Origin of the sequence: Pseudoalteromonas xiamenensis, assembly GCF_017638925.1 — a bacterium.
Taxonomy (GTDB): domain Bacteria; phylum Pseudomonadota; class Gammaproteobacteria; order Enterobacterales; family Alteromonadaceae; genus Pseudoalteromonas; species Pseudoalteromonas xiamenensis.
Genome location: NZ_CP072133.1, coordinates 1,512,523 through 1,538,681, shown reverse-complemented (window position 1 = coordinate 1,538,681; position 26,159 = coordinate 1,512,523). Strand labels below are relative to the sequence as shown.

17 protein-coding genes and 4 pseudogenes are annotated in these 26,159 nt (G+C 44.8%); 20 read left to right on the top strand and 1 reads right to left on the bottom strand.

Features of this window, described 5'->3' with window-relative positions:
- Nucleotides 1-325 precede the first annotated feature (325 nt).
- The 16 genes and pseudogenes from mraZ to lpxC all read left to right on the top strand — a co-directional run bounded on the left by mraZ (nucleotide 326) and on the right by lpxC (nucleotide 18,037).
- The gene (gene mraZ, locus J5O05_RS07455) at nucleotides 326-787 is read left to right on the top strand and encodes a division/cell wall cluster transcriptional repressor MraZ (RefSeq protein WP_208844243.1); all 462 of its coding nucleotides are present in this window, start codon (nucleotides 326-328) and stop codon (nucleotides 785-787) included.
- Nucleotides 788-816: 29 nt separating this feature from the next.
- Nucleotides 817-1,752 (top strand): 16S rRNA (cytosine(1402)-N(4))-methyltransferase RsmH, encoded by a 936-nt coding sequence (rsmH, locus tag J5O05_RS07450; protein WP_208844242.1) that lies wholly within the window; start codon nucleotides 817-819, stop codon nucleotides 1,750-1,752.
- Nucleotides 1,752-2,078, top strand: a complete 327-nt coding sequence (gene ftsL / locus J5O05_RS07445; protein ID WP_208844241.1) for a cell division protein FtsL — start codon at nucleotides 1,752-1,754, stop codon at nucleotides 2,076-2,078. The genes rsmH and ftsL overlap by 1 nt, the downstream gene beginning before the upstream one ends.
- Nucleotides 2,075-3,890 (top strand): annotated as a pseudogene (locus J5O05_RS07440) (penicillin-binding transpeptidase domain-containing protein). Before ftsL ends, J5O05_RS07440 begins: the two are co-directional and overlap by 4 nt.
- Nucleotides 3,883-5,349, top strand: a pseudogene (locus J5O05_RS07435) (UDP-N-acetylmuramoyl-L-alanyl-D-glutamate--2,6-diaminopimelate ligase). Before J5O05_RS07440 ends, J5O05_RS07435 begins: the two co-directional pseudogenes overlap by 8 nt.
- Nucleotides 5,346-6,734 carry a UDP-N-acetylmuramoyl-tripeptide--D-alanyl-D-alanine ligase gene (locus J5O05_RS07430; RefSeq protein ID WP_208844240.1) on the top strand — a complete coding sequence of 463 codons (1,389 nt, stop codon included), beginning with the start codon at nucleotides 5,346-5,348 and terminating at the stop codon, nucleotides 6,732-6,734. Before J5O05_RS07435 ends, J5O05_RS07430 begins: the two are co-directional and overlap by 4 nt.
- Nucleotides 6,728-7,810 (top strand): phospho-N-acetylmuramoyl-pentapeptide-transferase, encoded by a 1,083-nt coding sequence (mraY, locus tag J5O05_RS07425; RefSeq protein WP_208844239.1) that lies wholly within the window; start codon nucleotides 6,728-6,730, stop codon nucleotides 7,808-7,810. Before J5O05_RS07430 ends, mraY begins: the two co-directional genes overlap by 7 nt.
- Nucleotides 7,811-9,145, top strand: a complete 1,335-nt coding sequence (gene murD / locus J5O05_RS07420; protein WP_208844238.1) for a UDP-N-acetylmuramoyl-L-alanine--D-glutamate ligase — start codon at nucleotides 7,811-7,813, stop codon at nucleotides 9,143-9,145.
- A gap of 25 nt (nucleotides 9,146-9,170) precedes the next feature.
- The gene (gene ftsW, locus J5O05_RS07415) at nucleotides 9,171-10,319 is read left to right on the top strand and encodes a cell division protein FtsW (RefSeq protein ID WP_208844237.1); all 1,149 of its coding nucleotides are present in this window, start codon (nucleotides 9,171-9,173) and stop codon (nucleotides 10,317-10,319) included.
- Complete coding sequence (gene murG, locus J5O05_RS07410) at nucleotides 10,316-11,368, top strand: undecaprenyldiphospho-muramoylpentapeptide beta-N-acetylglucosaminyltransferase (RefSeq protein ID WP_208844236.1); 1,053 nt, start codon at nucleotides 10,316-10,318, stop codon at nucleotides 11,366-11,368. The genes ftsW and murG overlap by 4 nt, the downstream gene beginning before the upstream one ends.
- Nucleotides 11,369-11,423: 55 nt before the next feature.
- Entirely contained in the window at nucleotides 11,424-12,845 is a 1,422-nt protein-coding gene (gene murC, locus J5O05_RS07405) for a UDP-N-acetylmuramate--L-alanine ligase (protein WP_208844489.1), read from the top strand.
- On the top strand, nucleotides 12,829-13,737 hold the full coding sequence (locus J5O05_RS07400) for a D-alanine--D-alanine ligase (RefSeq protein ID WP_208844235.1): 909 nt from the start codon (nucleotides 12,829-12,831) through the stop codon (nucleotides 13,735-13,737). The genes murC and J5O05_RS07400 overlap by 17 nt, the downstream gene beginning before the upstream one ends.
- Nucleotide 13,738: 1 nt before the next feature.
- Nucleotides 13,739-14,518 carry a cell division protein FtsQ/DivIB gene (locus J5O05_RS07395; protein WP_208844234.1) on the top strand — a complete coding sequence of 260 codons (780 nt, stop codon included), beginning with the start codon at nucleotides 13,739-13,741 and terminating at the stop codon, nucleotides 14,516-14,518.
- Entirely contained in the window at nucleotides 14,515-15,747 is a 1,233-nt protein-coding gene (ftsA, locus tag J5O05_RS07390; protein ID WP_208844233.1) for a cell division protein FtsA, read from the top strand. The genes J5O05_RS07395 and ftsA overlap by 4 nt, the downstream gene beginning before the upstream one ends.
- 26 nt (nucleotides 15,748-15,773) lie before the next feature.
- Nucleotides 15,774-16,998 (top strand): annotated as a pseudogene (ftsZ, locus tag J5O05_RS07385) (cell division protein FtsZ).
- A 127-nt stretch (nucleotides 16,999-17,125) separates the two neighbouring features.
- Nucleotides 17,126-18,037 carry a UDP-3-O-acyl-N-acetylglucosamine deacetylase gene (lpxC, locus tag J5O05_RS07380; RefSeq protein WP_208844232.1) on the top strand — a complete coding sequence of 304 codons (912 nt, stop codon included), beginning with the start codon at nucleotides 17,126-17,128 and terminating at the stop codon, nucleotides 18,035-18,037.
- 111 nt (nucleotides 18,038-18,148) lie between these two features.
- Here lpxC and J5O05_RS07375 read toward each other — a convergent pair whose 3' ends face one another.
- Nucleotides 18,149-18,640 carry a DUF721 domain-containing protein gene (locus J5O05_RS07375; RefSeq protein ID WP_208844231.1) on the bottom strand — a complete coding sequence of 164 codons (492 nt, stop codon included), beginning with the start codon at nucleotides 18,638-18,640 and terminating at the stop codon, nucleotides 18,149-18,151.
- Between the two features lie 315 nt (nucleotides 18,641-18,955).
- On the opposite strand from J5O05_RS07375, the pseudogene secA reads away from it, so the two are divergent.
- From secA to ggt, 4 genes and pseudogenes are all read left to right on the top strand, one after another.
- A pseudogene (secA, locus tag J5O05_RS07370) lies at nucleotides 18,956-21,662 on the top strand (preprotein translocase subunit SecA).
- Nucleotides 21,663-21,714: 52 nt separating this feature from the next.
- The gene (gene mutT, locus J5O05_RS07365) at nucleotides 21,715-22,104 is read left to right on the top strand and encodes an 8-oxo-dGTP diphosphatase MutT (RefSeq protein WP_208844230.1); all 390 of its coding nucleotides are present in this window, start codon (nucleotides 21,715-21,717) and stop codon (nucleotides 22,102-22,104) included.
- Nucleotides 22,105-22,239: 135 nt separating this feature from the next.
- Complete coding sequence (locus tag J5O05_RS07360) at nucleotides 22,240-24,300, top strand: M13 family metallopeptidase (RefSeq protein ID WP_208844229.1); 2,061 nt, start codon at nucleotides 22,240-22,242, stop codon at nucleotides 24,298-24,300.
- A gap of 146 nt (nucleotides 24,301-24,446) precedes the next feature.
- Entirely contained in the window at nucleotides 24,447-26,159 is a 1,713-nt protein-coding gene (ggt, locus tag J5O05_RS07355) for a gamma-glutamyltransferase (protein WP_208844228.1), read from the top strand.

Genomic DNA, 26,159 nt, shown 5'->3' with positions numbered 1-26,159 from the left:
TGGCGCTATTTTCGTCAGTTTGCGCTGAAAAATAACGCGAATTTAATAGTTTTGTGTGACGTCCATTTCTAATCCCATTTTTGGGATTATTGTGATTTTTCTGTTATTGCACTGTTCATTTTTATGCATCGCCACATTTTCCCACCGAATTCATAGACTTCCTTGGAGGCCTTATTTTTTCTGGCTTTACAGGTGATATTCACCGGGCTATTTCCTTGACAACTAGGTGGTTCAAGCCCTAGACTGTTCCATTGTGGTAAAAAGTGGTTTTAAGTGGATCAAACTGGATCTTGGTATGAGTTTTTAGAGTCATCTGGTAACAACAATGAATTTTCGCGGTGCAACATCACTGAGTTTGGATGAGAAAGGACGCTTCGCGGTACCAACAAAGTACCGTCATAGTCTGCTGTCTGAACACGAGGGAACTGTGATATGCACTGTGGCATTGAATGAACCGTGTTTGTGGCTCTATCCGCTAAGTGAGTGGCAATTGATTGAAGCCAAGCTAGCGAAGCTCTCTAGTATGAATCCGCGAGCTAGACGTATGCAGCGGCTGTTACTTGGTCATGCAACGGAATACCAATTAGATAAAAATGGCCGAATTTTATTAGCTCCTTCGCTGCGCGCTCACGCAGGGCTTGGGAAAAAACTAATGTTGGTTGGCTTGTTAAACAAATTTGAGATTTGGGACGAAGATCGCTGGGCTGCTCAGATGGAACAAGATGTTGAAATCGAGCGAAGTGGTGATTTCGAATTTGATCCGGATCTTGATTCGATATCGTTGTAAGCAACAATTTTAAGGCATACACAAAGCACATGACTGCGCAATTTCAGCACATTTCTGTATTGATGGACGAAACCATTGATGCACTAGATATTAAACCGGATGGCATTTACGTCGACGGCACATTTGGTCGCGGTGGTCATTCGGGACAAATCTTAGCTCGTTTGGGTGAGAATGGTCGTTTACAAGCAATCGACCAAGACCCGACGGCAATTGCAGCTGCTGAAAAATTCGCGAACGATGCTCGTTTTTCAATTGCACACAACCGTTTTTCCAACATGCGCCAAGTGGCTACCGAAGCTGGTATTTTAGGCCAAGTTGACGGCATTCTACTGGACATTGGCGTGTCGTCTCCACAATTGGATGATGCGGAACGTGGTTTCAGTTTTATGAAAGATGGTCCGCTTGATATGCGTATGAATCCAACGTCTGGACGCGGCGCGGCGCAGTGGTTAGCCGAAGCGGATTTAGAAGACATCACGTTTGTCATCAAACAGTACGGCGAAGAAAAATTCGGCCGTCGTATCGCGACGAAAATCATTGAAACACGTGATCACACACCGATAACGACGACTAAACAACTCGCCGATTTGGTGGACGAAGCCGTACCGGTAAAAGATAAACACAAGCACCCTGCTACGCGCACGTTCCAAGCAATTCGTATTTACATCAACAGTGAGTTGGAAGAAATCCAAACGGCGCTGAGCGAAGCATTGGATGTATTGAAACCAGGTGGCCGTCTTGTAGTGATTTCGTTCCATTCATTAGAAGACCGAATTGTTAAACAGTTTATTAAAAAACAAAGTAAGGGAGAGGCGATACCTAGAGGTCTGCCTTTAACGGATGCACAATTAAAACAAAACTTGACGTTGAAAGCGGTAGGTAAAGCCATAAAACCAAGCGCAGCAGAGATTGCGCAAAATCCACGGGCAAGAAGCTCGGTGTTGCGGGTGGCGCAGAAACTCTAATGAACCAAAAAGCGCAGTTGCGCCAACCCAATTTATTTAACGAAATTATCAAGGGCTTGTTCGCGAACAAGTTCATTGCGTTTTTATTGGTGTTGATTTTTTTTTCGAGTTTAGTGCTTGTACAAATCACGCATTTAACTCGTCAGCAACTGATTGAACAAGACAAGCTATTACAACAACGCGATGAGTTGGATCTTGAATGGCGTTATTTGATTGTTGAGGAGGAGTTTTATTCTCAACATGCTCGCATTGAAGAAGTTGCTATCAGCCAGCTCGATATGAAAAGACCAACAAGCAAAGACGAACAGGTGGTGGTACTACCATGATTGCCCCGAAGAAGACCGTGAATAATTTGATCACATGGCGCTTCATTTTAGTGTGTGTAGTGCTGGTTTTTGTGTTTGTCACGCTAATGGCAAGGGCTGCCTATTTGCAAGTTATTGAGCCGGACAAAGCTCGTGAAGAAAACGAGAAACGGACCGTCCGCGTTGAAAAGCTTAAAGTTCAGCGAGGAATGATTTTCGACCGCAATGGAAATGAGCTTGCAATCAGTGTTCCTGTAGTGAGTGTGTACGCGGATCCGCTTGCGCTTGATAAAGAATTGGCGAAGCGAGTTTTAAAAACGGCGAAAAAATCGGGTGAGAATGTTGATGCACTCGAAAAAAATGAGGTGGAATTAACCCACCGAAAACGCGAACTCTATCAAAATGATCTGCGATGGCGAGAGCTCGCAGACGTATTGCAAGAAGACAACACCGAAATTAATGGAAAACTGCGCGCTAACACGAGTCGGCGCTTTGTGTATTTAAAACGTCAAGTAACTCCAGCAGTTGCAAACTACATTGACGATCTGAAATTGCCAGGTATCCATCTCCTCGACGAATCAAAACGTTTTTACCCAAGTGGTGAAGTGTCTGCGCACGTACTTGGTTTTACCAATATCGATGGTAAAGGGATTGAAGGGGTCGAAAAGCTTTACGACAAAGCTCTTACGGGAGCTGAAGGTCGACGTACCATCCGTAAAGATGCTCAAGGCCGCGAAATTCAAGTACTTGATGAGCAGCAACGCGTAGAACCTGAGAGCATCACATTATCGATTGATGAACGAATTCAAGCAATCGCCTATAAGGCGCTCAAGTCGGCGGTTTTATCCTACCAAGCGACCTCAGGTTCGGCCATGGTGGTGGATGTGACAACGGGTGAAATATTGGCGATGGTTAACAGTCCTTCATTTAACCCTAACAATATGCGTGATGCCGCACCACACAAAAGACGCAATCGTGCGATCACCGACTTATTTGAACCGAGACTCAACTGTTAAGCCTCTAGCCATATTAGCTGGTTTAGAGTACGGCGCTGTAAAGGCAACTGACACCATAAATACATACCCAGGCTGGATGCGCATCGGAGGAAGTCTTGTCACTGATCCTCGAAATCACGGTGAAATGACGCTTCGCGAGATTTTGAAAGTGTCGAGTAACATGGGCGTTGCTAAGATAAGCCAAATGATGCCAAAGGATTACTTCGTTGAAACTTACCAAAAAGTAGGGTTCGGTGAAGAATCGGGCACGATGATGATTGGTGAAAGCAACGGGTTGTTTTACCCAAATCGTCGCTGGTCAGATTTTGAAATTGCAACGCTTGCGTACGGTTACGCGGTAAGCGTGTCGACGGCGCAAATGGCTCGGTTTTACTCGATATTAGGCGCAGGTGGAATTAAACGCCCATTGACCATTATCAAGCAGGATTCGCCACCACCAGGTGAGCGTATTTTTCAAGAAAGCAATGTAAAAGCGGTTGTTGAGATGATGGAAAGCGTGTTTGAAAGCGGCGGAACTGCATCCAAAGTGAATGTAGACGGTTACCGTGCAGCGGGCAAAACAGGGACTTCCATTAAAGCAGTCGCAGGCGGGTATGGTAATGAATATGTCGGTTACTTTGCAGGCATCGCACCAGTAAGTAATCCTCGTTTAGCGGTCGTTGTTATGGTCAACGAACCTGGCGGAGATGTTTATTATGGCGGTGCTACTGCGAGTCCTGCATTTGCCGAAATTATCTCAAATGCATTGCGTATATTGAATGTTGCGCCAGACAAAGAACGTGTGGCGTATTTAACAGGAAAAGATAATGATGCGTGATTTAAAAGATGTACTTGCGCATTTTGGGAAAACCATCAAAAGCTTGATGGTTAAAGACTTGCGAATTGATAGCCGAGAAGTCAAAGAAGGGGACGTTTTTGTTGCCCTTGATGGCCATCAAGCACATGGTGCACAGTTTATTGATGCTGCATTAAATGCTGGCGCAGTGTGCGCGTTAGTCAACACCGCGAACGTGTCGCAAGGTCATGACGAACGTGTGATTGGCGTTGATAATTTAGAAGATCAGATTGCGGCACTGGCGACGGAGTTTTATAGAAAACCGTCTTCAGCCATTCAGCTTATTGGTGTTACTGGGACTAATGGTAAATCCACCACGACAGCACTTATCGCAAATTTAGCAACGTTATGTGAACATGCCGGTGCGGTTATTGGCACGCTAGGTTATGGAAAACCAGATGACCTCGCGCCTCTTGCGAATACGACGCCGAGTCATGTGGACCTTGCACGAATTTTGAACGAGTTGAAAGAAGAACACCAAATAGTGGCAATGGAAGTTTCTTCCCATGGCCTTTCTCAAGGTCGTGTTGACGGACTTGAATTTGATGTTGGCGTTTTTACTAACTTAAGTCGCGATCATTTGGACTACCATGGCGACATGGCAAGTTATGCGGATGCAAAACTGCAACTATTTAAAAAGCACCAACCTACTTTTTCCGTCATCAATGTTGATGATGCGATTGGACAAACTTGGATCAAAAACGATCAAGTACAGTCAATCGTTGGATTTGGGCGTATGAGTGCACAATTAAGTGCGCTACCACATTTCGTTGCGTTTCAGCATGAAGAATACACTCCGGATGGTATCCATTGTGAATTTGTGACCAGTTGGGGAACGTGCCAAATCGTAACTTCGTTATATGGTGAATTCAATCTTTACAACCTCGCCGCTGCATTCGCCACTTTGTTAAGTCTTGGCTATGAGTTTGATGCACTGGCAAGAGCGGTGAGTAGCTTACAGACAGTTGCAGGTCGCATGCAGCCTTTTAGTGTAGCGGGCAAACCAACCTGTATCGTCGATTACGCACACACCCCAGATGCACTTGAACAAGCGCTCAAAGCGTTGCAACAACACGTGCCGGGCAAAGTTACGTGTGTTTTTGGCTGCGGGGGGATCGTGACAAAGGTAAGCGCCCACAGATGGCTGCTATCGCTCAAAAATATGCGGATAAAGTAATCGTCACAAGTGACAATCCTCGAGCGGAATCACCGATTGCGATTATTGACGATATTCTCGCTGGCTTTACTTCACTGCAAGGCGTGCACGTTGAGTCAGACCGAGACTCGAGCGATTGCGTCCGCAATAGCCATGTCTGCACCGGATAGCGTGGTGCTAATTGCGGGCAAAGGACATGAAGATTACCAAATCATTGGCAAAGATATCTTGCCGTTTTGCGACCGAAAAGTGGTTCAAGCGCTTCTAGCAGGAGAGTCATTATGATTGCCATCGATTTAAATTGGATTGCAAACGTACTGAATGCGGAAAAACCCGCACACAACCTCGCAGTACACCAAATTAGTACAGATACGCGAAGTGTAAAGCAAGGCGATGTATTTGTTGCGCTTCAAGGCGAGCAGTTCGATGCGCATGACTTTGTAGCCAAAGCGGTCGAAAAAGGCGCTATTGGCGTGGTGGTCTCAAAACCAGTTGATGTGAACATACCTCAATTTGTAGTTGCTGACACCAAGCTCGCTTTGGGTGAACTGGGCAAAGCGGTCATGAGTCATGTTCAACCCAAAACGATAGCAATTACGGGCAGTGTTGGCAAAACCACGGTTAAAGAAATGTGCGCTGCAATCCTTCGTCAAAAAGGGAAAGTGCTCGCAACCGCAGGAAATTTTAATAATGAAATTGGTGTGCCATTAACGTTATTGCGACTCAGTGAAGATGATGAGTTCGCGGTAATTGAATTAGGGGCAAATCACATTGGCGAAATTGCTTACACTGTTTCTTTAACTCAACCAGATGTTGCGACGGTCTGTAATGTTGCACCTGCGCATATTGAAGGTTTCGGTTCAATCGACGGTGTTGGTCAGGCAAAAGGGGAGATATTCACAGGGTTGAAAGCGACTGGCACAGCACTGTTTAATGAAGAATGTCCTTACATTGTGGATTGGTATCACCATTTGTCTTCACAGTCCGTAGTGAAGTTTCACAGTGAAACACCGAGTGACTTTTACCCTACCGAGATTTCGCTTGACGCTTTAGCGCGTGCAAGTTTTACGTTGAACACGCCAAATGGATCTAGACGTATCCAGCTTCCTTTGTCTGGCCGACATAATGTGATAAATGCGGTGATAGCCGCGGCTTTAACCAGTCGTGTAGGCGCATCGCTAGACGACATCATGAATGGTCTTATGCAAATGGCTGAGGTAAAAGGTCGAGTTAACGTCAAACAAGTTAATGCCCTCCTGACTGTGATTGATGACAGCTACAACGCGAATGTGAAATCGGTAAAAGCCGCAATCGATTTGCTTGCTGATTTACCAACACATCAAGTACTCGTGTTGGGGGATATGGGTGAATTAGGACCAAACGCCGCACAGTACCACACCGAAATTGGTGAATATGCCAAGCAAAAGGCCATCCCTACGTTATTTGCATTAGGAACGCTAAGTCGTTCATACGTCGATGCTTTTGGTCACAATGGACAACATTTCACTACGCGTGAAGCATTGCTGCAAGCGTTAAAAAATTACCTAGAAGAACAACAAAAAGAAATTACCGTTTTAGTTAAAGGATCTCGAAGTGCACGCATGGAGTTAGTGGCAGACGAGCTAGTTTCAGAAAGCCGACACGGCAAAGAGGGAGTAGTATCATGTTAGTTTGGCTGGCTGAATATCTGACACAATTTTACAGCGGATTTAATGTATTTTCGTACTTAACATTCCGAGCTATTTTGGGCATTTTGACAGCACTTATGTTGTCACTTTATTTTGGCCCTAAGTTGATCCGAGCGCTTCAGCGTATGCAAATTGGGCAGACAGTGCGTAACGATGGCCCTGAATCTCACTTCTCTAAGGCGGGTACACCGACAATGGGTGGGATTTTAATTCTAGGCTCTATTTTTGTCAGCACGTTAATGTGGGCTGATCTGAGCAACAAATATGTTTGGGTAACCCTATTTGTTGTTGGAAGTTTAGGTATTGTCGGGTTTGTTGATGATTATCGCAAAGTGATCAGAAAAGATTCAAAGGGGCTAATTGCTCGTTGGAAATATTTCTGGCAATCCGTTATTGCGATCAGTACCGCTTGTTTTATGTATTTTTCATCTGTAAATCCATCGGAAACGATGTTGGTTGTGCCGTTCTTTAAAGACGTGCTTCCACAACTTGGTATTTTCTATTTGGTTGTGACGTATTTCGTACTTGTAGGCACATCCAATGCTGTAAATCTCACCGACGGTTTAGATGGTTTAGCAATTGTCCCAACGATTTTAGTTGCTGGCGCGCTCGCAATCATTGCGTACCTATCAGGTAACGTTAACTTCTCGCATTACCTCAATATCCCTCATTTACCCCTTGCGAGTGAATTGGTTGTTGTGTGTACCGCGATTGTCGGTGCGGGTCTTGGCTTTTTGTGGTTTAACACTTACCCAGCGCAAGTGTTCATGGGCGATGTCGGGTCGTTGGCACTTGGTGGTGCGCTTGGCATTATTGCAGTGCTTGTCCGTCAGGAGCTTGTGCTTGTGATCATGGGGGGAGTATTTGTAATGGAAGCCTTGTCGGTCATTCTGCAAGTAGGCTCGTACAAGTTACGTGGTCAGCGAATTTTCCGTATGGCACCGATCCACCACCACTATGAGTTAAAAGGATGGCCTGAACCTCGAGTGATTGTGCGCTTTTGGATTATTTCATTGATCCTAGTTCTCGCTGGCTTAGCAACGTTGAAGTTACGATAAATGACCTATTTAGATGAGTTAAAGCAAAAAAATATTATAGTCTTAGGCCTCGGCATAACGGGGATAGGGATTGTACGTTTTTTACTTCAACATGGTATTACGCCAAAAGTAGTGGACTCTCGCAACGAACCTCCTGGAGCGGCTTGGTTATCGCAACAGAATGTGGATTGTGATGCCGTATTTGGCAATTTGGCTGAAGCATGTCTGCACGAGTGTGATTTACTCATTGTAAGCCCAGGTATTCCGCTGTATGAGCCGAACATTGCGAATGCAATTACTCATGGGGTTGAAGTAATTGGCGATATTGAATTATTTGCTCGCTTTAACGATAAACCTGTTGTCGCGGTAACCGGATCGAATGGTAAATCGACCGTCGTTTCACTTGCGGCGGCTGTCCTGAAGGAAGCGGGTTTCAAGGTTGGTCTAGGTGGTAACATCGGCACAGCAGCGCTTGATTTACTCTCGCTTGATGCCGATGTATACGTGTTGGAGCTGTCTAGTTTTCAGTTGGAAACGACGCACACTTTGCATTGCGAAAGCGCGATGATCTTGAACTTATCTGAAGATCACATGGACCGATACGCGGATTTTGCCGCTTATTGTGCTGCGAAACAACGTATCTATTCACATGCAAAACGCGTTGTCGTGAATGCCGATGACGAAAATACGCACTTCTCGATGCAACCAAATAGCCAACAAGAACGGGTGACAGTGTCTTTGACACAAGGCGACTACAGCTTAGTGGTGGAGCAACAGCAGGCTAAATTCAGTGCATTTGGAGAACCTTGGTTTTCGACAAATGCACTGAGCTTACTTGGCGGCCATAACCAGTTCAATGCGTTGTCTGTGATGGCTCTACTTCAACCGTTTAATGTTCCTGTGAATGTTTTTGAACGCGTTTTTACTTCTTTTGTTGGGTTACCTCATCGCTGTGCGCTCGTCGCCGAAGTGAACGGAGTGCGTTATATCAATGACTCAAAAGCCACCAATGTGGGTGCAACTATCGCCGCGATTGAGAGTTTAAATGACGCGCTAGGGAAAATGATTGTCATTGTTGGTGGTGACGCAAAAGGCGCTGATTTGTCTGTGCTTAAATTCGTGCTTCGCAAATACTGTAAATCGGTATTAGCGTTTGGCCAAGACGGAAAAGCCTTTTTAGGACTCCACCCTAATGCTCAGCTTGTGGCTGACTTAGGTGAAGCCGTTGGCGTTGCCGCTGCACAAGCAACGAGTGGAGACCAAGTTTTATTGGCACCAGCGTGCGCAAGTATAGACATGTACAGCAACTACGTTGCTCGTGGTGAGCATTTTGTCTCTCTGGTGGAGGCACTCTAATGCAACTGGTCGATAAAGTGAAAGCATGGTTTTTTCCAGAGCCTCAAGTGCGCTCTACGATGTGCCATTGTTATATGCCATGTTGTGCTTGATAGGTGTTGGCTTTGTGATGGTTACAAGTGCCTCAATGCCAGCAGGTGAGCGTATTTTTGGCAACCCGTATCACTTTACGTTAAGACATGGTGCTTTTATCGCGTTATCAAGTTTATTGTTTGTGATGGCGACAACCGTACCGATGGATTGGTGGAAAAAAGCAAATCCATATTTGCTCCTTATCGGTGTTGTACTCTTGCTTATTGTATTAGTTGTAGGTCGAGAAGTGAACGGTTCAAAGCGTTGGATTCCCGTGGGACCTGTCGGTATTCAGGCCGCGGAATTAGCTAAGCTATTTTTCTTCAGTTACATCGCCGGTTATCTCGTACGCAAACGGGAAGAGGTTCAAGAAAACCTTAAAGGCTTTGCCAAACCAATGGCTGTATTTGCCGTGTACGCTTCGTTAATTTTGCTTCAACCGGATTTGGGCACGGTTGTCGTTATGTTCGTCACAACGGTGGGGTTACTGTTTTTGGCTGGCGCAAAATTATGGCAGTTCTTTGCACTGATATTGACCGGTGTTGGCATGGTGGTATTACTCATTATTGTTGAGCCATACCGCATGGCACGTGTTGTTAGTTTTTGGGAACCGTGGAATGACCCATTCGGCAAAGGTTACCAACTGGTTCAATCGCTTATGGCGTACAGTCAAGGTGGCTGGTTTGGTCAGGGGCTTGGCAATAGTGTTCAAAAGTTGCAATACCTACCAGAAGCACATAATGACTTTATTTTTGCTGTTATCGGTGAAGAACTTGGTTTTGTAGGCGTGGTCAGCATTTTGATGTTGTTAGCTACCTTAGTATTTCGTGCCTTATTTATTGGTCAAAAAGCCCTTAAAAATGGCCGTGAATATGAAGGATACTTAGCGCTTGGGATTGGGATCTGGTTTGCATTCCAAACCATGGTGAACATTGGAGCAAGCGCCGGTATTTTGCCAACCAAGGGCCTAACATTGCCTTTTGTATCTCAAGGTGGCTCTAGTTTTATGGTGATGACGGTTGCTGCGGGTGTATTGTTCCGCATTGATTTTGAAACAAAGATGGCAACACGCCAAGCAACAACGCGAGGCTCAAAACGATGAGTAAGCATTTATTGGTTGTTGCAGGAGGCACGGGTGGTCATATTTTCCCGGGAATTGCAGTCGCTGAGACATTAAAACACGCCGGTTGGACCGTCAGTTGGATAGGAACTGCAGATAGAATGGAAGCGGACGTTGTACCAAAGCACCACATCGAAATCGACTTTATTGAAGTTAAAGGTGTGCGAGGCAATGGTTTAAAACGTTTGTTGAGTGCGCCGTGGATGGTCACGAAAGCAATTAAAGACGCCATAGCAGTGATTAAAAAACGCCAACCAGACGTGATTTTAGCTATGGGGGGTTATGTTACTGGTCCTGTTGGAGTTGCGGCTAAATTGCTTGGGATACCACTGGTTATCCATGAACAAAATGCCGTTGCAGGGTTCAGCAATCGTTGCCTATCTCGCATAGCGTCAAAAGTGTTAGCGGCGTTTCCTGGGGCCTTCAATGGTGCGGAGGTTGTTGGAAATCCGGTCAGGGCAAGTGTTGTAAAGCTTTCACCAAAAGAGGCCATCGGTGCGTTAAAGGTTCTTGTGGTAGGTGGTTCATTGGGGGCACAAGTCTTTAATGACGTTTTGCCAGAAGCGTTTAAAACCTTAAGCGAACTAGGTGAAATACAGGTTCGCCATCAGACTGGTCGCAATAATTTATCAAAAGTTCAATCGTCGTATGACGCCATTGGATTGTCGGCTCAAGTTGACGAATTTATTAGTGACATGGATGCAGCGTATGATTGGGCTGACATCGTGATTTGCCGAGCAGGCGCATTGACGGTGAGTGAAATTGCGGCGGCTGGGAAAATGGCGTTATTTGTTCCGTACCCATATGCGGTAGATGACCATCAGACAGCAAACGCTAAGTTTTTAGTCGATGGTGGAGCCGCACATTTAATCGCTCAAAAAGACTTTAACAAAGAAAGTATTGTGGCATTATTACGCCCTTATTTTTCAGCTCGTGACGCGATTTATGAAAAAGCCTGCATGGCTAAGCAACTTGCAGTGACTGACGCTAGCCAGAAAGTGGCGGCAATATGTGAAGCATTAACGAGTTAATACTCAAACAGATTAATAAGAGAATCACGTGATAGAAACGAACAAACCAAGAGCAATGAGACGGATCAACACGATTCACTTTGTGGGCATCGGTGGTGCCGGCATGGGGGGAATTGCTGAGGTGATGGCTGTTGAAGGTTATCGCATCACCGGTTCTGATCTTGCAACCAGTGCGATGACTGAACGGTTAATCAAAGTGGGTGCAGAAGTGTTTATTGGTCACCATGAAAACAACGTGAAAGATGCTGATGTCGTGGTAGTTTCAAGCGCAATTGATGAGCGTAACCCGGAGATTGCAGCTGCAAAAGCGGCGCGTATTCCAGTTGTTCGCCGTGCTGAAATGCTCGCGGAGTTGATGCGCTATCGTCATGGTATTGCTATTGCGGGTACGCATGGCAAAACTACAACGACAAGTTTGATTGCGAGTATTTTTGCAGAAGCGGGTCTCGATCCTACGTTTGTGATTGGGGGTCTGTTAAACAGTGCAGGTACAAACGCGAAATTAGGCAGCAGCCATTATCTTGTCGCTGAGGCAGACGAATCAGACGCGTCTTTCCTACATTTACAGCCGATGGTATCTGTTGTCACGAATATTGAAGCCGATCATATGGATACCTATGGTGGCGATTTTGAAAAGATGAAAGACACTTATGTCGAATTCATCCACAACCTGCCTTTTTATGGTTTAGCGGTGGTTTGCAGTGATTCAGATGTCATCAATGAGTTGATCCCGCGTTTTGGACGCCCTGTGATCACATATGGCTTGAATGGTGAAGCGGATTACCGTTTGTGTGAATTTACGCAAACCAGCGGCAGTTCGACATTTAACGTAGTGACAAAACAAGGTCATAGCTTGAATGTGACTTTGAATATGCCAGGTCTGCATAATGCGCTTAACGCGACGGCGGCAATTGCGGTAGCAAAAGATCATGACATCGCGGATCACGCGATTTTAAGTGCACTAGCTAAGTTTGCCGGGGTAGGTCGTCGATTTCAGCATTATGGAACGTTCACGACCGAGAAAGGTGACGTCATGCTGGTTGATGATTACGGTCATCATCCATCTGAAGTTGCAGCGACTGTCCAAGCAGCACGCGCAGGATGGCCTGATAAACGTTTAGTGATGATTTATCAACCGCATCGTTTCAGTCGTACGCGCGATTTATATGAAGATTTCGTAAAGGTACTTGCTGAAGTCGACCAATTAATCTTGTTGGATGTGTACTCAGCAGGTGAGGCACCAATAGTCGGTGCTGACAGTAAGAGTTTATGTCGAAGCCTTCGCAAGCGAGGCATCGAACCAATTCATGTGGCAAATCACGTTGAGTTGGGCCAAGTCCTTGCGGATGTCATGGAAAACAATGATTTGGTCATTACACAAGGCGCAGGCAATATCGGTCAACTGGTGAAAAAGTTGGCGGCGGCAGAACTTTCAATTTCGGTTTTAAAACAGGTGGATTATGAGCCAGTTTGGTAAAGTAGCAGTCTTACTAGGCGGGCATTCAGCGGAGCGTGAAGTTTCGTTGAAGTCAGGCAATGCCGTATTAAACGCAATACAGAATGCAGGTATTGATGCGTTTGGGTTTGACCCAAAGGAACAATCTCTTTCTGCTCTTGAAGATTTGGATGTATCACGCGTATTTATCGCGTTGCATGGTCGAGGCGGTGAAGATGGGACGGTGCAAGGTGCACTGGAATATCTGAATTTACCGTACACCGGCAGTGGCGTACTTGGTAGTGCGCTTGCAATGGACAAAGTACGTTGTAAGCATCTGTTTAAGTCAGCAGGCCTGAGTACCGCGCCTTACGAAGTGGTTTCGGCTTCAGAACCTTTTGATTCAGAAGCAATCATTGCCAAGTTGGGCAAAGTAATGGTGAAACCTAGCCATGAAGGCTCAAGCATTGGTATGTCACAAGCTTCAAATGCTCAGGAGCTGGATGTTGCGCTACAAGAAGCGTTTAAGTACGACAGCCAAGTATTAGTAGAGCAGTGGATCACGGGACGTGAATTCACCGTTTCGGTGCTAGGTGATCAAGTATTGCCAGTAATTGAAATGACTACACCTCGCGGTTTTTACGATTACCAGGCAAAATATCAGTCTACAACAACACAATATCATTGCCCTGCCGCGCTTAGCGAGACGGAGACCGTTGATTTGCAAAAGCTTGCCAAGCAGGCATTTGACCTAGTCGGCGCAAATGGTTGGGGTCGCGTTGATGCAATGCGAGACGAAGCGGGAAATTTCTATTTATTGGAAGTAAACACCGTCCCGGGTATGACCGAGAAGTCTCTCGTGCCAATGGCTGCGAAAGCAGTAGGATTAACATTTGAGCAATTAGTTGTTCGCATTTTGGAGCAAACACTTTAATATGCGAGCATTTTTGGGAAAGGTTTACCGCGGTGCAAAACGTCAAAACTGGTCGTTGATTGGCGGGGTAAGCTTTTTCCTTTGTGTCGTGATTGGCATTGGGCAGTTGTTCTTTGGTGTGAGTGATTGGTTGGTCACTCATAAAGACGCTCAAATCAAACAGTTAGCTGTTCTTGGAAAGCCAAAGTACACAAATGAAAATGAAATATTGAAGGCAATTCGAAAAGTTGATTTGAGCAGCTACTTTGAATTGGATGTCAAACAGGTTCAGCGAGAAGTGCAAGCGCTACCTTGGGTTGCTACAGCTTCAGTTAGAAAGCAGTGGCCGAATACACTGCAAGTTTATGTTGTTGAGCATACGCCTGTGGCCATTTGGAACAGTGATTTATTGCTCAATCAGGCTGGGGAAGTGTTTCAAGCGAATAGCGACAAATTGCCCCCACATCTGCCGCAACTGTATGGCCCCGAGGGAAGTGAGCAAGAAGCGTGGGAAGTGTTTGGTCAGCTAAAAGCGCTATTGGCTGTGAATCAGTTCAAATTAGAGAGCCTTGCGCTGTCTGAACGATTTGCATGGCAACTATGGCTAGATAATGGGATCCGTTTGAATTTAGGGCGGACCGAAAAAGCGAAACGAGTACAACGATTTATAGACGTTTTTCCGCATTTGGAAAAACCTGAAGGCGCGCAGATAGATGTAGTCGATTTGCGTTATGACACTGGCCTTGCGGTCAGTTGGAAATACCCAGATAAAGAACAATCACAAAATAAGAGTGCAGCATGACCAAATCAGTTGAGAGAAATTTGGTAATTGGATTAGATGTTGGAACGTCAAAGGTCGTTGCAACGGTCGGTGAAATCACCGCAGACAATAAATTAAGTATTGTCGGTGTGGGTCGTCAAGTTTCTCATGGTATGGATAAAGGTGGCGTGAACGACCTTAATTTAGTGTCTGACTCCATCCGTCGTGCGATTGACGAAGCTGAATTGATGGCAGATTGCCGCATAAGCTCGGTGTACTTAGGTATTTCTGGAAAGCACATTCAGTGTCAAAACGAAAGTGGTGTTGTGGCGATTAACAATGCTGAAGTCACTGATGATGATATTGCCAATGTGATCCACATTGCGCGCTCAGTCCCTATTTCTGCTGAACGCAAAATGTTGCACTCATTACCACAAGAATACAGCATTGATATGCAAGAAGGGATAAAAAACCCTTTAGGTATGAGTGGTGTGCGTATGGAAGCTCGTGCGCACATCATTACGTGTTCCAATGATATGGCAAAAAACATCGAAAAATGTGTGGAACGTTGTGGATTGCACGTCGACCAACTGATTTTCGGCGCTTTAGCGTCTTCTTATTCTGTGTTGACGGAAGATGAAAAAGAACTTGGTGTTGCGGTTGTCGATATTGGCGGTGGCACAATGGATATCGCTATTTTCATTAATGGCGCTCTGCGTCACTCAGCGGTCATTCCAGTGGCAGGTAATCAAGTGACGGGGGATATTGCAAAAATATTCCGTACACCTATCTCACATGCTGAATCGCTTAAAGTACAATACGCGTGCGCAAGCAGCCAAATGGCGAGCAGTGAAGAAACAATCGAAGTGCCAAGTGTTGGTGGTCGTCCAGCTAGATTGATGTCTCGACATACCCTTTCAGAGGTAGTTGAGCCACGTTTTAGAGAATTATTTGAACTTGCCTACGAAGAAATTCGCGACGCAGGTTTTGAAGAGCAAATTGCAGCCGGAGTTGTCCTTACGGGCGGCACGGCAAAGATGCAAGGGGCTTTGGAAGTGGCGGAAGAAATCTTCCAAATGCCAGTAAGAGTTGGTAAGCCACTCGGTGTAGTGGGTCTTACTGATTATGTTAACGATCCTGCTTTTGCAACGGCTGTTGGTCTTTTACAATATGGCCGTACGTTGCAAACGATGAATGCACAAAAATCGAAGGACAACCAGCAGGATAGTTGGTGGAGTCGCATGACAAAGTGGTTCCAGGGTGAGTTTTAAGACTCAATAGTCGGAGAGTGATGAAGATGTTTGATATTATGGAACAGCACAGCGAAGAAGCTGTCATCAAAGTCATCGGTGTAGGTGGCGGCGGCGGAAATGCCGTTGAACACATGGTAAAACAACAAATCGAAGGCGTTCGTTTTATCGTTGCAAACACTGATGCGCAAGTATTACGTAAGTCAGCTGCTGACATTACCGTTCAGCTAGGCAAGCAAATTACCGCCGGTCTAGGTGCTGGAGCTAATCCAGATGTAGGCCGTAAAGCAGCCGAAGAAGATGAAGAATCAATCCGTAACGCGCTTGAAGGCGCAGATATGGTGTTTATTGCAGCTGGCATGGGCGGTGGTACTGGTACCGGTGCTGCACCTGTCGTTGCGCGTGTCGCAAAAGACATGGGTATTTTGACGGTTGCAGTGGTTACACGTCCTTTCGACCTTGAAGGCAAAAAGCGTATGGCGGCGGCAGAGCAAGGTATCTCTGAACTAGCTGAAATCGTTGATTCACTTATCACTATCCCGAATAACAAGCTTCTGAAAGTTCTAGGCAAAGGCACGACGCTTCTCGATGCGTTTGGCAAAGCTAATGACGTGTTATACGGTGCGGTACAAGGCATTGCAGAGTTGATTACGCGTTCAGGTCTAATCAACGTCGACTTTGCAGACGTAAGAACGGTTATGTCGGCAATGGGCACAGCGATGATGGGGACTGCGTCAGCAACCGGTCCAGATCGAGCACAAGAAGCAGCAGAAGCAGCGATTTCAAGCCCATTACTTGAAGACGTAGATCTAACGGGAGCGAAAGGCATTCTCGTTAATATCACCGCAGGTATGGATATCACGATCGAAGAATTTGAGATTGTGGGGAACCATGTGAAAGCGTTGGCGTCTGAGAATGCAACTGTTGTAGTCGGTGCAGTTATTGATCCTGAAATGAGTGAAGAGTTGCGCGTTACTGTTGTAGCGACAGGTTTAGGCGGTGATCGTCGCCCTCAATTTGGCATTGTGAATAACAATTTCAAAAAGGCGGTGGGTGCAGATACAACCCCAACAATGAGTCTCAAGCACAAATGCAGGTATGTTTGTACCAAGTTTCACTAGCCCAGTTTCGGATGATGATCTTGGGATGGTGTCAAAACCTGAAGTGCAAGCAAGTGATGCTCCAAAAGCAGAATCAGTAAAACCAGCGGCTAAGAAAGATAATGCAGATTATTTTGATATTCCTGCATTTTTGCGTAAGCAAAGCGATTAATTAACCGTAAGTTGTGCTCGGTGAACATACAATCAATGAAAAATCATTGGTTGATGTTTAAACAATTTGGCAGCTGGTCGTATCTGTGATACGATCCGCACCCTTATGTATTAGAGTGGGCGAACCTATGATAAAACAGCGTACGATTGCAGAAGTAGTCAAAGCAACTGGAGTAGGGCTTCACAAAGGCGAAAAGGTCACTATTACTCTCCGACCCGCGAGTGCGAATACCGGTGTGGTATTTCGTCGCGTTGACCTCAACCCTGTTGTGAACTTTGAAACTACACCGGAAGCGGTTGGTGATACGCAGTTGTGTACCTGTTTAACAAACAAAGATGGTGTTCGTCTATCCACAACCGAGCATTTAATTGCAGCTGTTGCTGCATTAGGGATCGACAATCTAATCGTCGAACTTGATAGTGCTGAAGTGCCAATTATGGACGGGAGTGCATTACCGTTCATTTACCTTATTCAAAAAGGTGGCATTAAAGAACTAAATGCAGCGAAAAAGTTTATTCGTATCAAAGAAAAAGTACGTGTTGAAGACGGTGATAAATGGGCTGAAATTGAGCCTTACGACGGTTTTCATATCGATTTTGAGATTGCGTTTAACCACCCTGCGATTAATGATAGTCGCCAACGTATTGGTCTTGATATCACGCCACGCAGTTTTACTGAAGAAATCAGCCGTGCTCGTACCTTCGGATTTATGAAAGACATCGAGTACATGCATGCTAACAACCTAGCATTAGGTGGAAGCATGGATAATGCGGTTGTACTAGACGAGTTTAAAGTATTGAACCCGAATGGTCTTCGCTACCCGGATGAATTCGTTAAGCATAAAATCCTAGATTGTGTAGGTGACATGTTTATGGCGGGGTATAACATTCTTGGCAAAATTACGTGTTTCAAATCAGGTCATGGTTTGAACAACAAGTTACTGCGCCAAATTATGGCGACAGAATCTGCTTGGGAATGGGCGACGTTTGATGAACAAGTTCACATGCCCGCACCGGGATTGGAACTTGTTACTGCATAATTGAGTTGATTAAGAAAAATGGCGCTTAGGCGCCATTTTTTATGTCTGAAAATCAACAAAATCAGCGGCAAAGTGCAACATTGCAGCTAGTTGTCCTACTCTCGGTATTTGTTATACTTTGCCGGCGTGTTTAGCAAGGCGCTGTAACTTTTCTTTCAAGCCTTGCGGGGCATTTTCTGCAATCGCATTTAAATGTTCAGCGGTTTGTTCGCTCATTTGTCGTTTAGCACTGTTGTTAGATGTTTGGTAAGCTGTTTGTTTTTCTTTTACTGCAAACCGAGTCTGAGCGTCCGGAGAGCTGGAGATTTTCACCTGAATACATTCAGGGTAACCGGCTTGACGCACGGCGGATAGAATATCCATTCTCATGTAATTTAATCGAGTGGCAAGCGTCGCTGAAGCCGCTTCAATAAAGAGAGTGCCATTTTGATAATGAGATACACGGCATTTTTTAATTAAAATAGGCCCTAGAGCCAGTTCAACTGCTTGTTGCAATTCAGTTTGTTTCGCTGTCTGTGAAGCAAATGTGCGTAATTTATTACTTACGGACATTCCTTGAAATACCTCTTCAACAGGTTTTGGTGCGTAACGATTTTTAGCCATTTTTTAATGCGATAAATTGCAGCAGTTGGGTTAAAGTCTAGCAAAGTTCGGGTTGGGTGAGAATCGGAGATTTGTTTTTTGGATCAAACTTGAAATTCAGTCATGCCGCCTTCATATCTTACCAATACAATGTACATTTTGTTGTCTCGAATAAGATTTTTAACGTTGTTATGCATTCATTTTCATCAATTGGTTTGCAGCGTCGTTAAGTCTGGTATGATATGGCAACTTTTTAGACTCTAGAGCTATTCAACTTAACATTAAGTTGACGAAGGTGAGCACGCGGCTCATCAAAAATAACGTAACGGTTTTAACATGATAACTAAAATTTTTACCAAACTGTTTGGTAGTCGAAACGACCGCACCATTAGAAACTTAAGAAAAACAGTCGCCCTCATCAATGCATTAGAAAAAGACATCAGTGCCCTTTCTGACGAGCAATTGAAAGCGAAGACCGCCGAATTCCGTGAACGTTACGATGCAGGTACGAGTCTAGATGACTTATTACCAGAAGCGTTTGCAGTGGTCCGTGAAGCGTCAAAACGTGTGTATGGCATGCGTCATTTCGATGTACAGATGATTGGTGGTATGGTGCTTCATCAAGGTCGCATCTCTGAAATGCGTACAGGTGAAGGTAAAACGTTAACAGCAACGTTACCTGCTTACCTTAACGGTATTACGGGTAAAGGGGTTCACGTTATTACGGTAAATGATTACCTTGCAAAACGTGATGCTGAAAATAACCGTCCGCTTTTCGAGTTCCTAGGCTTAAGCGTGGGTTGCAATGTCCCAGGTATGATGGGAATGCAAAAGAAAGAAGCGTATGCGGCCGATATTACGTACGGAACCAACAACGAATTTGGCTTTGACTACTTGCGCGATAACATGGCGTTTAGCATTAATGAACGCGTACAGCGCCCTCTTCATTACGCGGTTGTGGATGAAGTGGATTCAATCCTTATTGACGAAGCTCGTACTCCACTCATTATCTCTGGACCAGCGGAAGACAGCAGCCAACTTTACACTGAAATCAACACGATCGTCCCTGAACTGATTCAACAAGAAAAAGAAGATGAAGAAGGTGTTGAAGGTGACGGCGATTACACGATTGACGAAAAGAGTAAGCAAGTTCACCTTACTGAACGCGGCCAAGTTAAAGTTGAGGAGCTACTAACTTCTCGAGGTTTGTTACAAGAAGGCGACTCTTTGTATTCAGCGGGCAATATCACGTTGCTAAGTCACGTTTATGCGGCACTTCGCGCTCATAAACTGTATCAAAAAGACGTTGATTATGTTGTGAAAGACAACGAAGTTGTGATCGTCGATGAACACACCGGCCGTACGATGGAAGGTCGTCGTTGGTCTGAGGGTCTTCATCAAGCCGTTGAAGCGAAAGAAGGTGTTCGTATTCAAAACGAAAACCAAACACTGGCTTCGATCACATTCCAAAACTATTTCCGTCTATACGAAAAACTTGCCGGTATGACGGGTACTGCAGATACTGAAGCGTTTGAATTTCAATCTATTTATGGTTTAGATACCGTTGTTATTCCTACGAATAAACCGATGATCCGTGATGACCGTACTGACTTGGTTTATTTGACTCAAGAAGAAAAGTACGAAGCCATTTTGGCAGACATTCGCGACTGTCAAAAACGCGGTCAGCCAGTTTTAGTTGGTACAATTTCAATCGAGAGACTCAGAGTATTTGTCTCACTTTTTACGCAAAGAAAAAATTGAACACAATGTACTGAATGCGAAATTCCATGCGCAAGAAGCCGAAATCATCGCGGATGCGGGTCTTCCTGGAAAAGTAACCATTGCAACAAACATGGCTGGTCGTGGTACGGACATTATGTTGGGTGGTAATTGGCAGGCGGAAGTTGCAAAAATTGAAAATCCAACGGATGAGCAAATCGCAGACATTAAAGCGACTTGGAAAGAGACGCAAGCGAAAGTCTTAGAAGCCGGTGGTCTGCATATTATCGGTACTGAGCGTCACGAGTCTCGTCGTATTGATAACCAGCTGCGTGGTCGTTCTGGTCGCCAAGGTGATGCGAGCTCAAGCCGATTCTACTTGTCGATGGAAGATGCATTGATGCGTATCTTCGCTGGCGAACGTATGACCAACATGATGCGTAAGCTTGGTATGCAACGTGGTGAAGCGATTGAACACCCGTGGGTAAACCGTGCGATTGAAAATGCACAGCGTAAAGTCGAAGCGCGTAACTTTGATATCCGTAAGCAACTTCTCGAATACGATGACGTGGCGAATGACCAGCGTAAAGTGGTGTATGAGCAACGCAATGAACTGCTAGAAGAAGGCGATATTTCAGAGACTATTACCGCTATTCGAGCTGATGTAGTGAACGATGTTATCAATCAATACATCGCACCGCAGAGCTTAGCGGAAATGTGGGATATCTCTGGGCTTGAAGAACGCTTACGCGCCGACTTCCTTGTTAGTTTACCGATTTCGCAGTGGCTACAAGACGACAATAAACTTTACGAAGAATTATTGCGTGAACGTATCCTTGAAAACATCGAAGCAGCGTATAAGCAAAAAGAAGAAATGGTTGGAGAATCAGTGCTTCGCCAATTCGAAAAAGCAGTGATGTTGCAAAGCTTAGATCAGCATTGGAAAGATCACCTTGCTGCAATGGATCATTTACGTCAAGGTATCCACTTACGTGGTTATGCGCAAAAGAATCCTAAGCAAGAATACAAGCGTGAATCTTTTGAGTTATTCTCGCAAATGCTTGAAAACTTGAAGATCGATGTTGTCGGAATTTTGAGTAAAGTACAGGTTCGTGCGGAAGAAGATGTTGAGAAAGTTGAAGAACAGCATCGTCGCAGTGAGCAAGCGCCACGTGAATATCAGCATGCAGAAGCAGAACACATTGGTGGCGAAATTCCTGAGGGTGCAGTGGTTGCACGTAATGAACCTAAAGTGGGTCGTAACGAAGCATGTCCTTGCCAATCAGGTAAAAAGTACAAGCAGTGTTGTGGTAAGTTGAGCTAATCACAACGCAATGAAAGAAGCGACGTAAGTCGCTTTTTTTTATGGAGTAAATATGTCTAAAAAGCAAGTTAACGTCGCTGTTGGCGTGGTTGAACACCATAACCAAATACTCATTTGCAAACGCTCAGCAGAACAACATCAAGGCGGTTTGTGGGAATTTCCGGGTGGCAAAATTGAACAGGATGAAAGTGTATTTGACGCACTTAAGCGAGAACTTAAGGAAGAAGTCGATATTACTATTCAAAGCGCAACACCGCTAATCACCATTGATCATGATTATGGTGATAAGTGTGTATCGCTTAAAGTTCTTTTAGTTCAAGATTTTATAGGCGAAGCTAAAGGGTTGGAAGGTCAACCTTTGTGTTGGGTTGATAAGCAACAACTTTCTACTTATGAATTTCCAGAGGCGAACAAGCAAATTATCGCAGCAATCTTGAAATAGAGACACATATCTTGTTACAAAATACATGGTTTTCAGTGTAAACCTTAGAAGGGTACACTACTCAAGTTTGCTTCACTATTAACAACAAACGACTCACGCATTTAGCGAATGGGTCGGGTATACAAAGAGATGGCGATGAAAAAGATTACATTAACGGCAGCAAGTATTGCGCTTGCACTAGGCCTTGTTGGTTGCGGCGAAAAGGTCGCAACGGAACAGGTAAAACCAGCAGCAGAACAAGCATTACAGAAATCAGGTATTGATCTCTCTAATATGGACGAGTCGGTCCGCGCGCAAGATGATTTTTATTACCATATCAATGGTAAATGGCTTGCTCGTACAGAAATTCCTGCAGATAAATCAAACTACGGTTCTTTCACTCAGCTTTATGAAAACTCACAAAATGCGATGAAGGAAGTGCTGGAAGCGGCTTCTGCAAAGCTTACTGCTGACACAAACAGCGATGAGTTCAAGTTAGGTGCTTTCTATAAAAGTTACATGAACGTCAACGCGCGTAATGAACTCGGTATGGCTCCTCTCAAGCCTTACTTAACTGAAATTGCGGCGTTGGAAAGTAAAGACGGCTTATCTGAGTTGATGGCGGATTTACAAATCAAAGGTGTGACAATGCCTTTTGGTTGGTACGTAAATAATGACGAGAAGAATTCAAGCCAATATGCGTTATATGTATATCAATCAGGTCTTGGTTTACCTGACCGTGATTATTACTTAAAAGACGACGAAAAATTCAAAACGATTAGAGATAAGTACGTAGCTTACATGTCGAGTGTACTTATGCGTGCAGGTATCGCGAATTCAGATAAAGCGGCAGAGCAAGTGCTTGCGCTTGAAACGGCAATTGCACAAGCTCAATGGAGCCGTGTGGAAACTCGCGATGCAACGAAATCGTATAACAAAATGTCTGTTGAAGACATGAACAAGCTACTTGGTGATATTGATGCTTCTGCATATTTGAATGCTGCAGGTGTGTCGATATCTGAACTTATCGTGGGCCAACCAAGTTATCTTGAAAAGCTAGGTGCTATTTACAGTGAAACTGATTTAGCAGTATGGAAAAACTATTTAGCATTCCACACGGTAAACGATTTCGCTAATTTACTTGGCCAAGAGATGGTTGATCTAAACTTTGACTTCTATTCAACGACTTTACGCGGTGTGAAAGAGCAATCACCAACGTGGAAAAAAGCGGTGGACGCGAGTAATGAAGTGTTAGGTGAGATTCTTGGTAAAATTTACGTCAAAGAGTATTTTCCACCTGAAGCGAAAGCGCGTATGGAAGGCTTAGTTGCAAATCTAATCAAAGGCTTTGAGCAAGCGATTGATGGTCTTGAGTGGATGAGTGCTGAAACGAAAGTCGCAGCGAAAGAAAAACTCAACAAATTCACGCCTAAGATTGGTTATCCAGACAAATGGAAAGACTACTCAGCGCTTGAGATCAATCCAGATGACTTAGTCGGCAACTATGTTCGACACAATACTTGGGCATATCAAGATATGGCTCAAAAATTGGGTAAACCAGTGGATCGCTCAGAGTGGTTTATGACACCACAAACTGTGAATGCGTACTACAACCCAGTAAATAACGAAATCGTATTCCCAGCCGCTATTCTACAGCCGCCTTTCTTTAACTTAGAAGCGGATGATGCGGTTAACTATGGTGCTATCGGTGCAGTAATCGGCCATGAATTAGGTCACGGATTTGACGACCAAGGCGCGAAATACGACGGTGAAGGTAACCTTCGTAATTGGTGGAGTGAAGCGGATCTTGCGCAGTTTGAAACTCGTGGTAAGCAATTGGTTGCTCAATACGATGGTTTCAAACCATTTGACGATGCGAACGTAAATGGCCAATTGACACTGGGTGAAAACATTGGTGACTTGGGTGGTTTAACTGTAGCTTACAAAGCGTATCATATCTCTCTAGGTGGAAAGCAGGCGCCAGTAATTGATGGTTACACGGGCGAACAACGCTTCTTTATGGGATGGGGTCAGATTTGGCGTCGTAAATACCGTGACGAAGAATTACGTAACCGTTTGATGACGGATCCACATTCACCAAGTCAATACCGTGTAATTGGTATTCTGTCTAATATGCCTGAGTTTTACCAAGCATTTGACGTAAAAGAAGGTGACAAAATGTACATCAAACCAGAAGAACGTGTGAAAATCTGGTAAGTCTTTTTTGGACTATATTTGTACCGAAACCCGCCGTATGGCGGGTTTTTTGTCTCAGTACAGTTAGGATTGGTCGCAATCACGTTGCTGCTTTGAAATTGAGCGATAAAGTGAATACACCAATTCTCTGTATAACGAAAAAAATAATGATACTTACAAAGTCGGTAGGCTCACTCACTAAGCACACCTTGTTACTCACGTTAACGCTTCTCTCAAGTTTCTCAGTTTCCAGTTTTGATAGGATAACGGGAGAGCATTTTGCAAGTCGTTCAGAAGTCATCGCTCCACATGCGATGGCTGCAACTTCGCAACCATTGGCAACTCAAGTAGCGCTAAATATCATGAGACAAGGAGGAACCGCTATCGATGCAGCGATTGCCGCGAATGCGATGCTTGGCTTAGTGGAACCGACGGGTTCTGGGATTGGCGGCGACTTGTTCGCGATAGTTTGGGATGCCAAACAGCAAAAGCTATTCGGCCTTAACGCAAGTGGTCGCTCACCAAAGTCGCTCACGCTAGATATACTTAAACAGCAAGGTACCAAAATTCCATCTTACGGCCCGCTTCCTGTATCTGTTCCTGGCGCGGTTGATGGCTGGTTTGAACTGCACGCTAAATTTGGCAAATTACCAATGAAAACATTGCTTGCCCCTGCAATTGAGTATGCTAAACAGGGTTTTCCGGTCAGTGAACTTATCGCTTATTACATGCAAAAGAGTGTGGCGGTTCGCGGGCAGTATCCAGGCTTTAAAGAAGTATTTATGCCAAGTGGCACAATGCCTAGAAAAGGAGAGTTATTCAAAAATCCGGCATTAGCCAAAACCTATCAGGAAATTGCTGATACAGGACGAGATGCGTTTTATAAAGGAAAAATAGCGCGAGAAATTGCCAGATATATGAAAGCGCAAGGTGGTTATTTAAGTTACGAAGATTTAGCAACACACCATAGTGAGTGGGTTGAACCGATAGGCGTGGATTATCGTGGTTACACGCTTTGGGAATTACCACCAAACGGGCAAGGTATCGCTGCACAACAAATTTTAAACTTACTTGAGGGTTTTGACTTAAAAGCAATGGGTTTTGATAGCCCCGAATACGTACATACGTTTGTCGAAGCGAAGAAATTGGCGTTTGCAGATAGAGCAAAATATTATGCAGATCCTGATTTCAATTCTCTCCCTATAAAACAATTAGTATCAAAAGAGTATGCAGAATCGCGACGAACGTTGATTGACCCTGAGAAAGCCGCTAAGCGTGACCATGCTGGACCTGTTGAAGGTGATACCATTTACCTGACCACGGCTGATAAAGACGGAAACATGGTTTCACTTATTCAAAGTAATTTTAGAGGAATGGGATCAGGCATGACACCACCAACACTCGGATTCGTGTTACAAAATCGAGGCGAATTATTTAGTCTTAAAGAAGGTCATAACAACGTTTATGCTCCAGGCAAGCGTCCTTTCCATACCATTATTCCAGCTTTTGTGACGAAAGAAGGTAAGCCCTTTATGAGCTTTGGTGTTATGGGTGGGGCAACTCAACCGCAAATGCATGCCCAGATCCTGATCAATATGATTGATTTTGGCATGAACCTTCAAGAAGCTGGCGATGCGCCAAGGATCCTACATTCGGGATCAAGTCAGCCGACGGACGAAATTATGCTCGATGGCGGTTCTGTGCATCTTGAGAATGGCTTCAGTGCTCAAACTCGTCGTAGCCTTATCGAAAAAGGCCATAAGTTGCAGGAAATGGTTGGACCTTATGGCGGTTATCAAGCCATCATGCGTGACCCAACTACGGGTGTTTACTATGGCGCTTCAGAATCTAGAAAAGACGGCCAAGCTGCCGGATACTAG

Bases quoted from the DNA above. Each gene is read 5' to 3' on its own strand.
- lpxC (WP_208844232.1), top strand. From the start codon at position 17,126: ATGATAAAACAGCGTACGATTGCAGAAGTAGTCAAAGCAACTGGAGTA.
- ftsW (WP_208844237.1), top strand. From the start codon at position 9,171: ATGGTTTTTTCCAGAGCCTCAAGTGCGCTCTACGATGTGCCATTGTTA.
- rsmH (WP_208844242.1), top strand. From the start codon at position 817: ATGACTGCGCAATTTCAGCACATTTCTGTATTGATGGACGAAACCATT.
- ftsL (WP_208844241.1), top strand. From the start codon at position 1,752: ATGAACCAAAAAGCGCAGTTGCGCCAACCCAATTTATTTAACGAAATT.
- ftsA (WP_208844233.1), top strand. From the start codon at position 14,515: ATGACCAAATCAGTTGAGAGAAATTTGGTAATTGGATTAGATGTTGGA.
- J5O05_RS07395 (WP_208844234.1), top strand. From the start codon at position 13,739: ATGCGAGCATTTTTGGGAAAGGTTTACCGCGGTGCAAAACGTCAAAAC.
- murG (WP_208844236.1), top strand. From the start codon at position 10,316: ATGAGTAAGCATTTATTGGTTGTTGCAGGAGGCACGGGTGGTCATATT.
- J5O05_RS07375 (WP_208844231.1), bottom strand. From the start codon at position 18,640: ATGGCTAAAAATCGTTACGCACCAAAACCTGTTGAAGAGGTATTTCAA.
- J5O05_RS07430 (WP_208844240.1), top strand. From the start codon at position 5,346: ATGATTGCCATCGATTTAAATTGGATTGCAAACGTACTGAATGCGGAA.
- murC (WP_208844489.1), top strand. From the start codon at position 11,424: ATGAGACGGATCAACACGATTCACTTTGTGGGCATCGGTGGTGCCGGC.
- mutT (WP_208844230.1), top strand. From the start codon at position 21,715: ATGTCTAAAAAGCAAGTTAACGTCGCTGTTGGCGTGGTTGAACACCAT.
- J5O05_RS07400 (WP_208844235.1), top strand. From the start codon at position 12,829: ATGAGCCAGTTTGGTAAAGTAGCAGTCTTACTAGGCGGGCATTCAGCG.
- mraY (WP_208844239.1), top strand. From the start codon at position 6,728: ATGTTAGTTTGGCTGGCTGAATATCTGACACAATTTTACAGCGGATTT.
- mraZ (WP_208844243.1), top strand. From the start codon at position 326: ATGAATTTTCGCGGTGCAACATCACTGAGTTTGGATGAGAAAGGACGC.
- J5O05_RS07360 (WP_208844229.1), top strand. From the start codon at position 22,240: ATGAAAAAGATTACATTAACGGCAGCAAGTATTGCGCTTGCACTAGGC.
- ggt (WP_208844228.1), top strand. From the start codon at position 24,447: ATGATACTTACAAAGTCGGTAGGCTCACTCACTAAGCACACCTTGTTA.
- murD (WP_208844238.1), top strand. From the start codon at position 7,811: ATGACCTATTTAGATGAGTTAAAGCAAAAAAATATTATAGTCTTAGGC.